Consider the following 14,664-nt stretch of genomic DNA (forward strand, 5'->3'; position numbering starts at 1 on the left):
ACCGGACCGCGGCGAGCGGCCTACGCGTCGTCGACCTTCTCGTCGACCCGGTGCTCGGCGTCGGGCTTCTTGAAGTCGTTGTCGCGGCGGTTCTCCGGGGGCACGCCGTCGGGGCCGACCGCTCCAGGGTCGGGCTGCCCGCCGTCGTCGGCCGTCGTCGAGCCGACGACGGTGTCGCCGTCGCTGATCGGCTCGCGGTTCAGCCCGCCGGTCTCGGAGACCTGGCCGTCGCTCTCCTCCGCCGCCGACTCGCGGGGGGTGCCCGGGTGGGCTGCGGGCTCGGGGTGCTCGGGGGTCGGGTCGGTCGGATCGCTCATGGGATCCGTTACCCGGGCTCGTGCGGGCCCATTCCGCTACACCCGGCCGGCGCGCACCTCGGTGGTGATCTCCTCGGCGTCGAGCACCCGGAGGGCCGCCTCCAGCGTCGAGGACGCGTAGACGCCGTCGTCACGGGCGTCGAGCAGCGACTCGCGCATGGCGCCGATGGCGCGCAGCCGCAGCTCGGTGTACTGCTCGACCCGGTCCGCGGCGACCTCGGGGTCCTCGGGGTCCGGCTCCCGGCGCCGGAGCAGGGCGAGCACCTCGGGGTCGTACGCCGACCCGTCCGCGCGCCGCAGTGACGGATCGTCGAGCATCGCCCGCGACGCGCCGACCAGCCGCTCCATCAGCGGCCCGTGGTCGGGGTCGGGCCCGGCCGGTGTCGAGGTGGCCAGCCCGAGCCGGCGTACGAGCCAGGGCAGGGTTCCGCCCTGCACCAGCAGCGTGCCCGCGGCCACGGCGAACGCGACGAGGACCAGCAGGGAGCGCTGCGGCGTGTCGTCGGGCAGCGTCTGCGCCGCCGCGACGGTGACCGCCCCGCGCATGCCCGCCCACACGAGCACGGCGCCCTCCCGGGCGCCCATCGGGGCGCCGGCCAGGTAGTCGATGTCGGCCAGGCCGCGGCGGACGCGGGTGCGCAGCATCTCCAGGCGGCGGCCGGAGTGCTTCTCGATGTGGGCGGCCTCGCGGTCGTTGCGCGGCTCGCGCCGCGGGAAGTCACCCGACTCCAGCCGCTCCCCGACCGCCTCGAGCCGGCCGCGCTGCGCGTCGGCGCGCTCCGCCCGCCGGTCGAGCGCACCCAGCAGCGGGGCGACGTACGCCGCCCTGACCAGGACGACGATCAGGGCGGCGACGGGAGCGACCCACAGCCGCGAGAGGCCGTCGGCGTCCTCGACGATCCAGCGCAGCTGCAGCCCCATCAGCAGGAAGATCGCCCCTTCCAGCAGGAACTCGACCGTGCGCCAGTTCTGCGCCTCGCTGAGCCGGTGCGCGGGCGAGAGGTAGCGCGGTGAGCCCTGCCCGGTGATCAGGCCGGCGGTGACCGCGGCGACGAGTCCTGACCCGCCGAGGTGCTCGACGGGGAGGTAGGCGAGGAACGGGACGGCGAAGGAGATCGCCGTCCCCGCCGGCGCCTGCGCAACGTGGGCGCGCACGCGCAGGTGGAGCACGCCGATCAGGGCACCGACCGCGGCGGCGACGGCGACCGCGTAGACGAAGTCACCGAGCACCCCCATCAGCGAGACGCCGGCGGCCGCCACCGCCGAGCGGAGCAGCACGAGCGCCGTGGCGTCGTTGAGCAGGCTCTCGCCGTCGAGCACCGCCAGCACTCGCGGGGGTACGCCGAGCCGGCGGGCGATCGACGTCGCGACCGCGTCGGTCGGGCTGATGATCGCGCCGACGGCGATGCCGGTCGCCAACCCGATGCCGGGGATGGCGGCGTCGAGGAACACGCCGATCGCCAGGGCGCTCAGTACGACGAGGACGACCGACAGCCCGCTGATCGCGCGGAAGTCGCGCCGGAACTCCATCGCCGGCATCGACACCGCGGCCGAGTAGAGCAGCGGCGGCAGCACGACGCCGAGGATCAGGTGCGGCTCCACCTCGATGTGCGGGACGCCGGGGACCCAGCTGCCGACCACGCCGGTCAGCACCAGCAGCAGGGGCGCTGCCACGCCGAGCCGAGCCGCGAAGTTCTCCACCGCGACGATGCAGCAGACGCCGATGACGGCGATGAGCGCGATGTCCATGCCTGCATCCTTGCGTCCGGGCGCCCACTCGGACAGGGCAGTCCGGACCTGAAGGCCGGACCGGGCAGGATGGGGACGTGCTGCCGGAGGAGACGATCGAGGTCGCGCGGGACAGCTCCGAGCGGGGTGAGCTGGTGCTGCGGCGGCGGCCCGACGGCACGCTCGAGCTGCGCGCCAACGGCGTGTTCGTCATGGACACCGTCGAGACGTCCACCGAGCGGGCCCTGGCGGCCCGGGCGCTGCAGCTCCACGACCGGCCGACGACCGTGCTCGTCGGCGGGCTGGGCCTCGGCTACACGCTCGCGGCCGTGCTCGAGGACGACCGGGTCGAGCGGGTCACCGTCGTCGAGATCGAGCCGGCTCTGGTCGGCTGGATGCGCGACGGCACGGTCCCGGGCGGCGCGCTCCTCGCCGACCGGCGGGTCACCGCGACGGTCGGCGACGTGGCATCGGTCCTGCGGGACGGCCCGGGGTCGGCGCACGACCTGGTGCTGCTGGACGTCGACAACGGACCCGGCTACCTCGTGCACGACGCGAACGCCGACCTCTACGAGGCGCCGGCGCTCGAGGACGCCCGGCGCGCGACGCGCCCCGGCGGGACGGTCGTCGTGTGGAGCGCCGCGGAGGCGCCCGAGCTCGAGCGGACCATGGCGCGCGTCTTCGGGCGCCGGCGCACCGAGGCCGTCGCCTACGACGTCGACCTGCAGGGCCGGGCCGAGACCTACTGGCTCTATGTCGGCCACGTCTGAGCGCGGCCAGGCACGGCTGAGCACGGCTGAGCACGGCTGAGCACGGCTGAGCACGGCTGAGCACGTCAGGGAACACGGCGGGGTACCGGCAGCGCTATGACTGACGTGACCTCCACCGAGTTCCGAATCGAGCACGACAGCATGGGCGACGTCAGGGTCCCGAAAGACGCCCTCTGGCGCGCCCAGACCCAGCGTGCGGTCGAGAACTTCCCCATCTCCGGCACGCCGCTCGAGCCCGACCTCATCCACGCCATCGGCCACGTGAAGGCGGCCGCGGCGACGGTCAACGCCGAGCTCGGCGTGATCACCGAGGAGCAGGCCGGGGCGATCCGGCAGGCCGCGGCTGGGATCGTCAGCGGGCGGTACGACGACCAGTTCCCCATCGACGTCTTCCAGACCGGCTCCGGCACGAGCTCGAACATGAACGCCAACGAGGTGATCGCGTCACTGGCCGAGCACTCGGGCGTGAGCGTCCACCCCAACGACCACGTCAACGCCTCGCAGTCGTCCAACGACACCTTCCCGACCGCCATCCACGTCGCTGCGGCGGTGGCTGTCACCGAGCAGCTGCTGCCGGCGATCGACGTGCTCGCCACGTCGCTGGAGCGCAAGGCCGAGGAGTTCGCCGGGCTGGTGAAGTCCGGCCGGACCCACCTCATGGACGCGACTCCTGTGATGCTGGGCCAGGAGTTCGGCGGCTATGCGGCAACGGTGCGCTACGCGGCCGAGCGGCTCGAGTCGGTGCTCCCCCGCGTACGCGAGCTTCCGCTGGGCGGCACCGCCGTGGGCACCGGCATCAACACACCGGCCGGCTTCCCGCAGGCGGTGATCGGAGTGCTGTCGGAGGCGACCGGGCAGCCGTTCACCGAGGCCCGCAACCACTTCGAGGCGCAGGGCACCCGTGACTCGCTGGTCGAGCTATCGGGCGTTCTGAAGACGCTCGCGGTCGGGCTCATCAAGATCAACAACGACCTGCGCTGGATGTCGTCGGGCCCGACCACCGGCCTCTCCGAGATCCACCTGCCCGACCTCCAGCCCGGGTCCTCGATCATGCCCGGCAAGGTCAACCCGGTCCTCCCGGAGGCGACGCTGATGGTCGCCTTCCAGGTCATCGGCAACGACGCCACGGTGACTGCGGCGGGCGCGTCCGGCGCGTTCGAGCTCAACGTCGCGATGCCGGTCATCGCGCGCAGCGTGCTGGAGTCGGTGCGCCTGCTGTCGTCGTCGATGACGGTCCTCGCCCGGCGTACGGTCGACGGGATCACGGCGGACCCCGAGCGCCTGCGCGCCTACGCCGAGTCGTCGCCCTCGATCGTCACCCCGCTCAACAAGTACGTCGGCTACGAGGATGCCGCGAAGATCGCCAAGCAGGCCCTCGCCGACGGCGCGACGATCCGCGAGACGGTGCTCCGGCTCGGCTACGTCGACCGCGGCGTGCTCACGCTGGAGCAGCTCGACGAGGCGCTCGACGTGGAGTCGATGACGCACCCGTAGGGCGCGGGGTCCAGCCCCTAGTACCAGCCGTGGGACTCGGAGTGTCCCCATGCGTTGCACGGGGAGCCGTATCGGCCCTGGATGTAGCCCAGCCCCCACTTGATCTGGGTGACCGGGTTGTTCTCCCAGTCGGGGCCGGCGGAGGCCATCTTCGAGCCAGGCAGCGACTGCGGGATGCCGTGGGCGCCGGAGGAGGCGTTGTGGGCGTGCACGTTCCAGTTCGACTCGCGCGTCCACAGCTTGTCGAGGCAGCCGAACTGCGAGCCGTCCCAGCCGAAGTCGCCGAGCAGGGCGCTGGCGATCGCCTTCGGGTCGCCGTCGGCGGCGTCCTCGGTCACGGCGATGGCCCGGACCTGGGACTGCGCGACGACGGCCAGCGCCTTCGCCTTCGCGGGGTCGGTGGCGGCGCGGCGGTCGCTCGATCGCGACACGGCCGGCTCCCGGCGGTCGGGCTCGGCGGCGGCGCTCGCGCCCTGCTGCAGCGGCGCCGTGACGGTCGCGGCGGCCAGGGTGGCCGGCTCGTTGCCGAGAGCGAGGCCTCCACCGACGACGGTTCCCGTGGCGGCAGCGGCGAGCCCACCGAAGAGGACGGTGGTGCGGACGGCCTTACGGGGTACGTCGAGGGCCGTGCGCTCAGGCGCCTTGCGGTGCCTGGGGGCGGCGTGTTTCGACAAGATTCACCCTCACGTCGCGAACAAGAACTCGAACACCATGCATGACGGAGCGCAGGGTCGCAAACCGAACACGAAAACTTTTGTGCAGGATTCGAATCAAATCCGTCCCGCTAGTCACATCCGTCACATCAGCCCCACGACACGAGCGCGCCGGGGCCCGTGCGGACCCCGGCGCGCCGGTGGAGCAGGTGACTCAGAGCACGTAGCTCTCGAGCATCTCGGTGACCAGAGCCGCGATGGGGGACCGCTCGGACCGGGTCAGCGTGACGTGCGCGAAGAGCGGGTGGCCCTTGAGCTTCTCCACGACCGCCACCACGCCGTCGTGCCGACCGACCCGGAGGTTGTCGCGCTGGGCGACGTCGTGGGTGAGCACGACCTTGGAGTTGGCGCCGATGCGCGAGAGCACGGTCAGCAGCACGTTGCGCTCCAGCGACTGGGCCTCGTCGACGATGACGAAGGAGTCGTGCAGCGACCGGCCGCGGATGTGGGTCAGCGGCAGCACCTCGAGCATGCCGCGGTCGAGGATCTCGTCGACGACGTCCTGCGACGTGACGGCTCCGAGGGTGTCGAAGACCGCCTGTCCCCACGGGCCCATCTTCTCGGCCTCCGAGCCCGGCAGGTAGCCGAGCTCCTGGCCGCCGACCGCGAAGAGCGGCCGGAAGACGACGACCTTCTTGTGCTGGCGGCGCTCCATGACCGCCTCGAGGCCCGCGCAGAGGGCCAGGGCGGACTTGCCGGTGCCGGCCCGGCCCCCGAGGGAGACGATCCCGATCTCGGGGTCGAGCAGCGTCTCGAGCGCGATGCGCTGCTCGGCCGACCGGCCGTGGATCCCGAACGCCTCGCGGTCGCCGCGGACCAGGTGGACCTGCTTGTCCGGGCCGACCCGGCCTAACGCCGTGCCACGGTCGGAGAGCAGCACCAGACCGGTGTGGCAGGGCAGGCCCCGGGCCTGCTCGAGGTCGATCACCCCGTCGTCGTACAGCTCGTCGAGGTCGGCGGCCGCGACGTCGAGCTCGGCCATGCCCGAGTAGCCCGTGTCGGAGTCGGAGATCGCCTCGGCACGGTATTCCTCGGCCTCCAGGCCGACCGCCGAGGCCTTGATGCGCAGCGGCAGGTCCTTGGAGACGAGGACGACGTCGGCGCCCTCGTCGGCGAGATTCTTCGCGACGGCCAGGATGCGGGTGTCGTTGTCGCCGAGCCGGAAGCCGGACGGCAGCGCGTCAGGCGAGGTGTGGTTGAGCTCGACCCGCAGCGTGCCGCCCTCCTCGCCGATGGGGACGGGTGCGTCGAGGCGGCCGTGCTGGATGCGCAGGTCGTCGAGCGTGCGCAGCGCCGTTCGAGCGAAGAAGCCCAGCTCGGGGTGGTGCCGCTTCCCTTCCAGCTCGGTCACGACGACGACAGGTAGGACGACCTCGTGCTCGGCGAAGCGTCGCAACGCGCCGGGGTCGGCGAGCAGGACGCTGGTGTCCAGGACGTAGGTCCGCACCTTCGTCCGCGAGGTCCGGGTCACTGAGGTCTTCGGCTGGGTAGCCACGCGGTTCACCCCTCACGGACCGCGGACAGGCACCCTGGCCCCCGGTCCTCAGCTCATGCAGGTGGACCGGATCGCCCGAAGGCCGGGGTGCCGGCCTCCTTCGACGCGACGCAGGTCAGTGCGTCGAGTCTGTGGGTCGTGACTGCTCACGATCGGGCCTCCCGGTGCGGCGAGCTTCCCCACTCGCCGTTGATGCGAAAGTACGCCGCCCCGGTACCCGGAACGCGCGACACGCCAGCATTCGTGGGTGAACTGTGGGTTTCGGGACTAACGGCGTCCGGTGCGTGCGATGGCAAGGCGGCGGCGCGAAGGCGACCATGGGAGCGGAGCGGTCGGCGAGCGCCGCCAACGCAGCCAGCGTGCGTACCGGGCGTCGTCAACGGCCCATGCGGCGTTCTCTGTGGGCATAGGCCCTCAGAGCGCGGAGGAAGTCGACCCGGCGGAAGTCGGGCCAGTAGGCCTCGCAGAAGTAGAACTCCGACTTGGCGCTCTGCCACAGCAGGAACCCGCCGAGCCGCTGCTCGCCCGACGTACGGATGACGAGGTCGGGATCGGGCTGCCCCTTGGTGTAGAGGTGGTCGGCGATGTGCTCGACGTCGATGATCTGCGCGAGCTCCTCGAGGGACGTGCCCTTCGCGGCGTGCTCGGCCAGGAGGGAGCGGACAGCGTCGGCGATCTCGCGGCGGCCGCCGTACCCCACCGCGACGTTGACGAGCATCCCCTCGACGTCGCGGGTCGCCTCCTCGGCGGACTTGAGCCGCTCGGCCGTGCTCGCGGGCAGCAGGTCGAGGGCACCGACCGGGTGCAGCCGCCACCGGCGCTGGTCGACGAGGGAGTCGACCGCCTCCTCGATGATCTGCAGCAGCGGCTCGAGCTCGGCGGCGGGCCGGTTGAGGTTGTCGGTGGAGAGCAGCCAGAGCGTGACGACCTCGATGCCGACCTCGTCGCACCAGGTCAGCAGGGGCTCGATGTTCGCAGCGCCGGCCCGATGACCGTGCGCGGTGTCGCGGCCGACGGCCTTGGCCCAGCGCCGGTTGCCGTCGAGCATGACGCCGACGTGCTTGGGCAGGTTGTCGTCGGGGAGCCGGCGGACCATGCGTGCCTCGTAGGCGGGATAGAGCACCTTGCGGAGTCCGCGCTTCCAATCGGCCACGGCTCCCAGAGTAGGGGTTCCCGACCGGGCTGCCACTACCGCCGCCTGGGTACCGTCGGAGCATGAGCGACCCGATGAACGCCCGCCTCGACCGTGCGCGCGAGCGCGGGCGCGACGCCGTTCGCGAGCGGCTCGACAACCTCTCCGACGCGGTCTCCGAGACGATCGCCGAGGCCAAGCCCAAGCTCCGTGGCTGGCTGCACGCCGCCTGCGTGCCGCTGATCCTCGCGGCGGGCGCCGTGCTCATCTCGCTGGCCCCGTCGGGCCGCGCCCGGATCGGCGACATCGCCTTCACGCTGTCCGCGCTGCTGCTCTTCAGCGTCTCGGCGGTCTACCACCGCGGCCACTGGGGCCCGCGCGCGCACGCGTTCCTCAAGCGCTGGGACCACGCCAACATCTTCTTGCTGATCGCCGGCTCCTACACACCGTTCTCGCTGATCCTCCTGCACGGGAGGGCGCGCGCCTGGCTGCTGTCGGTGGTGTGGATCGGCGCCGTGCTGGGCGTCCTCTTCCGGGTCTTCTGGAACGACGCCCCGCGCTGGCTCTACGTGCCGATCTACCTCGCGATGGGCTGGGCGGCGATCTTCTTCACCCCGCTGTTCTTCACCGGCGCGACGGCGCTGGGTGTCGGCATCGGCATCGCCGTCTTCACCTGCATCTGCGTGGGCGGCGCGCTCTACACCGTCGGCGGCGTGGTCTACGGCTTCCAGCGGCCGGACCCGTGGCCGCGCTGGTTCGGCTTCCACGAGGTCTTCCACACCTTCACGATCCTCGCCTTCATCGTGCACTACACCGGCGTCTCGCTGGCGACCTACGCACTGCGCTGAGCCGGCCTCACGACGCCGCGACCAGCAGCGTGGTGAGCACCGCACAGGAGAGCACGACGACGGCGCCGGCGACGGCAGCCGCCAGTGGCGTACGCCGGGCCAGCCGCTCGGCCGCCTGGTAGAGCACCGTGACGGCGGCGAGCAGGACGGTGACGTGCAGGAGGACCGCCAGCGCGATGCCGGTGATCGCGCCGGCCACGGCGAACCGTCCCCACAGCAGCCCGAGCAGCAGCGGGATCACCACCGCGCCGGCCAGGCCGCCGACCAGCTCGAGCCACCAGGGCCGCTCCCCCATCCACGGCAGCCAGTCGACGACGTCGACCAGATCGAGCGTGGCGACCGTTCCGAGGGCGGCGATCAGCGCGAGCGTTCCGTCGGCGGCCAGCACGTAGCACAGGTGGCGCAGCCTGCTCCACGAGGGCGTGCCGACGTGGATGGTCGCCAGGGTGACCGCCGACCACATCAGCCAGCGGCGGACCAGGCCGACGTGGGTGTCGCGCATCGCCCGGCGCAGGATCCGGTCGGCGTCCGGCCGGTCGATCGGCGGGCCGACGTACTGCTGGCCGGTGGGGTCGACCAGACCGTCGTGCAGGAGCGCGGGGACCAGGTGGTTGCCGGTCTTGGGCACCAGCCAGGTGAAGAGGGTCGGCACCGACGTCAGGTCGGTGCGGAAGGAGTCGAGGTCGGCGGGCACCAGCAGCTCGCCGTACTCCTCGTCGCGGTAGCCGATCCGCCGGAGCATCCGGAACAGCTCGCGCTCACCCTGCACGTCGCGCTCGAGCACGATCCGCGGCTCGGCGTCGGGATCGGGCGGCTCGGTGTCCGTGCCGCCGTCGTGGAAGCGGTGCGGCTGAGGCGAGGGGTCCGAGATCACGACCTCATCTGAGCATCAGCCGCCGACGCTGGCCAGCAGCGCGTCCGGCGTGGTGACGGGGCGCTCGCAGACGAAGCCTCGGCAGACGTACGCCGCCGGGCTGCCGTCGACCGCGGCTCGACCGTCCAGCAGCGGGATGTCGCCGCTCGGCCCGTCGGCGACCAGGACGACGGCGCCCGGCAACCGCCGGGCCGCGACGGCCAGCGCGTCACGCTCGCGGCCGGCCGGGCCGACGACGGCCACCTCGAGCGGCCCGTCGGCCATCGTCAGCGCCGCGGCGAGCGACCACCCGGCGAAGCGCGGCGCGCGCTCCATCAGCCCGGTGACCGTGGCGAGCGCCTCCTCGGCGGCCTGTCGGTAGCGGCCCTCGCCGGTCAGCGCGTGGGCGTTGACCAGCGCGTGCACCGTCGAGGACAGCCCGCTCGGCGAGGCGTTGTCCGAAGGGTCGCGCGGTCGTGTCACCAACGTCTCGGCGTCGCTCGCGGTGTCGAAGAAGCCGCCGTCGTCGGCGCGGAAGAGCTCGAGCGCGGTGTCGAGCAGTGCGGTCGCCCGCTCCAGCCAGACCGGGTCGCCGGTCGCCTGGAGCAGGTCGAGGAAGCCCGTCGCGACGCAGCCGTAGTCCTCGAGCACGCCCGCGTGCCGCCCGGCCGAACCGTCCCGGGAGACCCGCAGCAGCCGCTTCCCCTCGCGCAGGTGCACGCGGACCAACAGCTCACCGGCCTCGACCGCCCGGTCGACGTACGCCTGGTCGTCGAGGAGCAGCCCGGCGGCCACCAGGCCGCTGATGGCGAGGCCGTTCCAGGCGGCCACCACCTTGTCGTCGCGGGCGGGCGCGACCCGCTCTGCGCGCGCCTCGAACAGCCGACGGCGTACGTCGACCAGGCGCTGCGCCCCGGGACCCTCGGGCTCGTGCCGCAGCTGGAGGGTGGAGCTGCCGTGCTCGAAGGTGCCGGCGGCGGTCACCTCGAAGACCTGCGCCGCCCAGGCGCCGTCGTCCTCGCCGAGCACCGCGGTCAGCTGGGCCGGCGTCCACACGTAGAAGCGGCCCTCCTCGCCCTCGGTGTCGGCGTCGAGCGCCGAGGCGAAGCCGCCCTCCGCCGTCCCCAGCTCGCGCATCATCCAGTCCGCCGTCTCGCGGGCGACGCGCTCGCCGAGCGACGACCCACCGCCGCCGAGCCGGGCGTGGAGCGCGAGCAGCTGGGCGTTGTCGTAGAGCATCTTCTCGAAGTGCGGCACGACCCAGCCGCGGTCGACGGAGTAGCGGGCGAAGCCGCCGCCGAGCTGGTCGTACATGCCACCTCGGGCCATCGCGGCGACGGTCCGGTCGAGCATGTGGCGGGACCGGTCGGAGCCGTCGCGCCGCAGCAGCTCGAGCACCATCGTCGGCGGGAACTTCGGGGCGCCGCCGAAGCCTCCGGCCAGCGGGTCGAACTCCTCGGCGAGCTTGTCGAGCGCAGCGGTCACGACCTGCTCGGTGGGCAGCCCGGAGCCGCCCAGGGACGAGGCGACGGAGGCGAGGTGCGCGCGGACCGAGTCGGCGACCCGGCGTACCTCCTCCCCTTGCCCGGACCACGCGTCCGAGAGCGCCTGGAGGATCTGGCTGAAGGCCGGCTGCCCGTGCCGCGGCTGGTCGGGGAAGTAGGTGCCCGCGAAGAAGGGGGTGCCCTCGTGGTCGAGCGCGACGGTCATCGGCCAGCCGCCGTGCCCGGTCATCGCGGTGGTGGCCGCCATGTAGACCGCGTCGACGTCCGGCCGCTCCTCGCGGTCGACCTTGACCGCGACGAAGTGCTCGTTGAGGTAGGCCGCCGTCGCCTGGTCCTCGAAGGACTCGTGCGCCATGACGTGGCACCAGTGGCAGGCGGCGTAGCCGACGCTCAACAGGACGGGTACGTCGCGGCGGCGGGCCTCCTCGAACGCCTCCGGCGACCACTCCCACCAGTCGACGGGGTTGTCGGCGTGCTGGAGGAGATAGGGCGACGTAGCGGCGGCAAGTCGGTTGGCCATGAGGCAACTCTCCCCCGACCGACCTCACTCGGCGAGACCCGCCCGGGAGAACCGCACCTCCTCGATGTCCAGCCGGGCCTGGACCCTGCGCAGCACGATGTCGTCGATCCGCTGCTCGTCGCGCAGCTCGAGGAGCGCCTCGCGTCGACGCGCGATCAGGGCGAGCGACAGGCTCGTGTACTGGTCGTCGTGCTGGACCACGGGGTCGCCGGCACCGCTGGCGGCCGCCGCCAGCTTGCGCTGCTTGTCGAGGTCGTGGCGGACCCGGTCGACGACCGGCTCGCCGACGCCGAGCTCCGCGGCGGTGACGTCGATGGCCTCGATCGCCGCATCGAGCGTGTAGCTCTCGGCCAGCTGGGTCTCCTCGAGGACCGAGTTGTCGGCCGGGAGTCGCGCGAAGCGCACCACCGCAGGGAGCGGCACCGCCTGGAGCAGCGTCAGCACGATCACCCCGCAGGTGACGAGCACGATGACGTCCCGGTCCGGGAAGGGCGCGCCCGAGTCGAGCTTGTGCGGCACCGCGAGCACGGCGGCGAGCGAGACCGCTCCCCGGAAGCCGGCCGTCGCGCTCACGGTGCGCTGTCGCGCGCCGATGCGACGGAGCCGCTGCGCGGGGCGGCGGTCGAGGAGGCGGATGACGTACGGCGTCGTGTAGGTCCACAGCCAGCGGACCCCGATCACGACGGCGGTCACGACGACCGTGATGACCAGCGCGTGCCGGACCGAGGTGCTGGTCAGGTCGCGGAACGCCGACTGGGCCGAGAGCCCGACGAGGACGAACAGGGCACTGCTCAACACCGTCGTGGAGAGCGCCCAGAACGGGAGGACGAGCTGCCGGGTCGCCGCACCGGTGATCCGCGGCGTCACCTGGCTGATGAACAGGCCGCAGCACACGACCGCCAGCACCCCTGACGCGTCGATGGCGTCGGCCAGCAGGAAGGCCGCGAAGGGTGTCACGAGCACCGCGATGCCCTCGAGGATCGGGTCGTCCATCCGTCCACGTACCTGCCAGCTGATCAGGCCCACCACGATCCCGGCGAGCACGCCGCCTCCGTAGGAGAGCACCAGCAGCCAGGTGACGTGCCAGCCGGTCAGCTGCTCCTCGCCGACGGTGACGCCGACCGCCAGCCCGTAGACGACCAGCGCGGTGCCGTCGTTGACGAGGCTCTCGGCCCGCAACACGGTGACCGTGCGCCGGGGCAGGTCGCGGGCCAGGACGCCGACCGCTGTCGCGTCGGTCGGTGCCAGCGCCGCACCGAGCACCCAGGCCGGGCCCCAGTGCATCCCCAGCGCGTGGGCGGCGCATGCGACGGCGGCGGCGGTGGCCACCACGAGCACCGTGCTGGTGAGGACGACGACCCGCAGGTTGTTGCGGATCTCCCGGAGCGAGGTCGTCAGGCTCTCCCAGTAGAGCAGGGCGGGCAGGAAGAGCAGGAGCACCACCTCGGGCGGCAGCTGGGCCTCCCGCAGGTGCGGCGCGAAGCCGACCAGCACCCCGACGAGCAACAGCAGGATCGCGGGCGCGATCGGGTAGCGACGCGCCAGCGCGCCGCAGGCGACGAGGGCGACGCCGAGCAGGACGACCATCTCGAGTCCGAGCACGCGCCCATCCTCTTCGCACGAACCGGCCCCGTCGACCCGTCGACCCGGCGGCCCGGCAGCCCGGCAGCCCGGCAGCGTCAGGCGGGCCTGGTCACCTGGCTCGCCAGCCGCTGCGGCGCCTGGAGGCAGTAGGAGTCGGTGAGCAGCTCGGCCAGCTCGGCCCAGTCGGTGTCGTCGTCGAGGAGCAACCCGACCACGTTGCGACCCCACGAGGCGCGGAAGTAGGGCGCACCCATGTGCTCGAACGCCATCACCTCGTCCGGCTCGGCGCGGAAGGTGATCCGGACGAGCTGGTCCTCGCCGCCGAAGATGTGCGCGACCGTCGCCTGGCCGACGCGCCAGGCGACGCCCGTCCAGGCGTCGCGCTCCACGCACTCCGGCAGTCGCGTCAGCAGGTCGCCGACGCGGCGCACCCACTCGACGGGCACCGGCGCTCGATCGGGCATGGCCCGAGCGTCGCACACGCCACCGACAGCGCCGCCCGAGGCTCCCTCAGGGCCGGAGCCGCTCCGGGATCACCTTGTGCGTGCCGTCGCACCATGGCTTGGTGGCCGACTTCCCGCAGCGGCAGACCGCCGAGATCGGCCGCGTGGTCGGGTGCTCGACACCGTCGTCGTCCATGACGAGGTGCTCGCCGCGCAGCAGCATCGGCCCACCGGGGCACAGGACGACGTCCGGAGTCGGGCGGCTCATGCCGACTCCCCCCATCGGTCGAGGTAGTGGTGGGCGACGCGGTCCTCGAGGTCGAGGCACGAGAAGGCGCCGAACCAGACGTCGTCCTCGGTCTCGGGCTCAGCCTCGATGAGCGGCTGGCAGATCAGCCGCACCGCGAGCTGCTCGTGCACGGCGTCGGCCTCGACGTGCTCCTCGTAGTAGGCGCGCATCTCCGGCGCCAGCGCGAGCCGCTCCAGCCCTCGGGCCATCCGCCGGCACGGGCCCGAGCTGGTCGCCTCGAACGCCGCGAGGTGGCCCAGCGAGGCGCCCCGGAGCCGGCGGTGGAGGCCGAAGAGGCTCATCGCGTTGTTCTGCTCGAGCACCGCCAGCGGGGTCTGGTCGAGATAGGCGCCCTCGGTGGCGTCGAGCCCGAGCGCCGCGAGACCCTCCGCGAACAGGTGGGCGTGCAGTCGCTCGGGTCGTCCGCCGCCGTACTCGTCGTACTGCAGCTCCATGAGCGCGGCGCGTGCCGCGACGGGCAGGCGGGGCACGCTGAATGCGACCGGGTCGGACTCCTTGAGATGGTAGAGCGAGCGTGCCTGGAGCAGCTCCATCACCTGGTCGGCCGTCGCGCTCCGCTGCACGAAGCGGGCCAGCGACGGGCCCTCGTGTCTCTCCACCGCGGCGAAGAAGGCGGTCGCGAAGTCGCCGTCGTACGCCGGCCGGCCGCTCCACCGCGACCGCAGACGGTCCTCCAGGTCGTCCTCGAGGCCGCGCCGGACGGCGACCAGCTCGGGAGCCCACTCGAGCCGGTCGTCCACCTCCTCGAACCCGCGGTAGGACAGCTCGTAGAGGCACCACAGCGCCAGCGCGGCGTCCTCGGCCGCCTCCGGGCCAGGCAGCCGGGCGGCCGTCGTCGGGTCCCCTGACAGGAGCGCGGCGAACAGCTGCTCGCTGAACGCTCCACGGGGCTTGGGCAGGTGCATCAGTCGATCTCCTCGTCAGCCCCAGCGTGCCACGCGGCGCGGCGGTC

The 14,664-nt window shown here is 72.7% G+C and carries 14 protein-coding genes; 3 read left to right on the forward strand and 11 right to left on the reverse strand.

Features of this window, described 5'->3' with window-relative positions; translation table 11 throughout:
• Positions 1-20: 20 nt before the first annotated feature.
• Positions 21-317: a hypothetical protein gene (locus tag BM236_RS02635; RefSeq protein WP_091119787.1), complete on the reverse strand. Its 297-nt coding sequence runs from the start codon at positions 315-317 to the stop codon at positions 21-23.
• Positions 318-353: 36 nt separating this feature from the next.
• Positions 354-2,066: a cation:proton antiporter gene (locus BM236_RS02640; RefSeq protein WP_091119789.1), complete on the reverse strand. Its 1,713-nt coding sequence runs from the start codon at positions 2,064-2,066 to the stop codon at positions 354-356.
• A 77-nt stretch (positions 2,067-2,143) separates the two neighbouring features.
• On the opposite strand from BM236_RS02640, the gene BM236_RS02645 reads away from it, so the two are divergent.
• Together BM236_RS02645 and BM236_RS02650 are read left to right on the forward strand one after the other, a co-directional pair.
• Positions 2,144-2,815 (forward strand): spermidine synthase, encoded by a 672-nt coding sequence (locus BM236_RS02645; protein ID WP_245750092.1) that lies wholly within the window; start codon positions 2,144-2,146, stop codon positions 2,813-2,815.
• A gap of 96 nt (positions 2,816-2,911) precedes the next feature.
• Positions 2,912-4,309: a class II fumarate hydratase gene (locus BM236_RS02650; protein ID WP_091119791.1), complete on the forward strand. Its 1,398-nt coding sequence runs from the start codon at positions 2,912-2,914 to the stop codon at positions 4,307-4,309.
• Positions 4,310-4,326: 17 nt separating this feature from the next.
• Here BM236_RS02650 and BM236_RS02655 read toward each other — a convergent pair whose 3' ends face one another.
• The 3 genes from BM236_RS02655 to BM236_RS02665 all read right to left on the reverse strand — a co-directional run bounded on the left by BM236_RS02655 (position 4,327) and on the right by BM236_RS02665 (position 7,670).
• Positions 4,327-4,983: an aggregation-promoting factor C-terminal-like domain-containing protein gene (locus BM236_RS02655; RefSeq protein ID WP_091119793.1), complete on the reverse strand. Its 657-nt coding sequence runs from the start codon at positions 4,981-4,983 to the stop codon at positions 4,327-4,329.
• A 193-nt stretch (positions 4,984-5,176) separates the two neighbouring features.
• Entirely contained in the window at positions 5,177-6,517 is a 1,341-nt protein-coding gene (gene phoH2, locus BM236_RS02660) for an RNA 5'-3' helicase PhoH2 (RefSeq protein ID WP_175507513.1), read from the reverse strand.
• 376 nt (positions 6,518-6,893) lie between these two features.
• Positions 6,894-7,670, reverse strand: a complete 777-nt coding sequence (locus tag BM236_RS02665) for an isoprenyl transferase (RefSeq protein ID WP_091119796.1) — start codon at positions 7,668-7,670, stop codon at positions 6,894-6,896.
• Between the two features lie 62 nt (positions 7,671-7,732).
• Here BM236_RS02665 and trhA point away from each other — a divergent pair, with 62 nt between their 5' ends.
• The gene (gene trhA, locus BM236_RS02670; protein WP_091119799.1) at positions 7,733-8,497 is read left to right on the forward strand and encodes a PAQR family membrane homeostasis protein TrhA; all 765 of its coding nucleotides are present in this window, start codon (positions 7,733-7,735) and stop codon (positions 8,495-8,497) included.
• Positions 8,498-8,504: 7 nt separating this feature from the next.
• Here trhA and BM236_RS02675 read toward each other — a convergent pair whose 3' ends face one another.
• From BM236_RS02675 to BM236_RS02700, 6 genes are all read right to left on the reverse strand, one after another.
• Positions 8,505-9,371, reverse strand: a complete 867-nt coding sequence (locus BM236_RS02675) for a DUF1353 domain-containing protein (RefSeq protein WP_091119801.1) — start codon at positions 9,369-9,371, stop codon at positions 8,505-8,507.
• A 15-nt stretch (positions 9,372-9,386) separates the two neighbouring features.
• The gene (locus BM236_RS02680; protein ID WP_091119803.1) at positions 9,387-11,375 is read right to left on the reverse strand and encodes a thioredoxin domain-containing protein; all 1,989 of its coding nucleotides are present in this window, start codon (positions 11,373-11,375) and stop codon (positions 9,387-9,389) included.
• A 24-nt stretch (positions 11,376-11,399) separates the two neighbouring features.
• On the reverse strand, positions 11,400-12,977 hold the full coding sequence (locus tag BM236_RS02685; protein ID WP_175507514.1) for a Na+/H+ antiporter: 1,578 nt from the start codon (positions 12,975-12,977) through the stop codon (positions 11,400-11,402).
• A gap of 77 nt (positions 12,978-13,054) precedes the next feature.
• Entirely contained in the window at positions 13,055-13,423 is a 369-nt protein-coding gene (locus BM236_RS02690; RefSeq protein ID WP_091119805.1) for an MmcQ/YjbR family DNA-binding protein, read from the reverse strand.
• Between the two features lie 46 nt (positions 13,424-13,469).
• Positions 13,470-13,670 carry a CDGSH iron-sulfur domain-containing protein gene (locus BM236_RS02695; RefSeq protein ID WP_245750093.1) on the reverse strand — a complete coding sequence of 67 codons (201 nt, stop codon included), beginning with the start codon at positions 13,668-13,670 and terminating at the stop codon, positions 13,470-13,472.
• Positions 13,667-14,617, reverse strand: coding sequence for an iron-containing redox enzyme family protein (locus BM236_RS02700; protein ID WP_175507515.1), 951 nt, complete (start codon positions 14,615-14,617; stop codon positions 13,667-13,669). Before BM236_RS02700 ends, BM236_RS02695 begins: the two co-directional genes overlap by 4 nt.
• Between the last annotated feature and the right edge of the window lie 47 nt (positions 14,618-14,664).

The sequence above is a fragment of the Nocardioides terrae genome, assembly GCF_900112345.1.
In the GTDB taxonomy this organism is placed as follows: domain Bacteria; phylum Actinomycetota; class Actinomycetes; order Propionibacteriales; family Nocardioidaceae; genus Nocardioides; species Nocardioides terrae.

Bases quoted from the DNA above. Each gene is read 5' to 3' on its own strand.
- BM236_RS02635 (WP_091119787.1), bottom strand. From the start codon at position 317: ATGAGCGATCCGACCGACCCGACCCCCGAGCACCCCGAGCCCGCAGCC.
- BM236_RS02640 (WP_091119789.1), bottom strand. From the start codon at position 2,066: ATGGACATCGCGCTCATCGCCGTCATCGGCGTCTGCTGCATCGTCGCG.
- BM236_RS02650 (WP_091119791.1), top strand. From the start codon at position 2,912: ATGACTGACGTGACCTCCACCGAGTTCCGAATCGAGCACGACAGCATG.
- trhA (WP_091119799.1), top strand. From the start codon at position 7,733: ATGAGCGACCCGATGAACGCCCGCCTCGACCGTGCGCGCGAGCGCGGG.
- BM236_RS02680 (WP_091119803.1), bottom strand. From the start codon at position 11,375: ATGGCCAACCGACTTGCCGCCGCTACGTCGCCCTATCTCCTCCAGCAC.
- BM236_RS02690 (WP_091119805.1), bottom strand. From the start codon at position 13,423: ATGCCCGATCGAGCGCCGGTGCCCGTCGAGTGGGTGCGCCGCGTCGGC.
- BM236_RS02695 (WP_245750093.1), bottom strand. From the start codon at position 13,670: ATGAGCCGCCCGACTCCGGACGTCGTCCTGTGCCCCGGTGGGCCGATG.
- BM236_RS02700 (WP_175507515.1), bottom strand. From the start codon at position 14,617: ATGCACCTGCCCAAGCCCCGTGGAGCGTTCAGCGAGCAGCTGTTCGCC.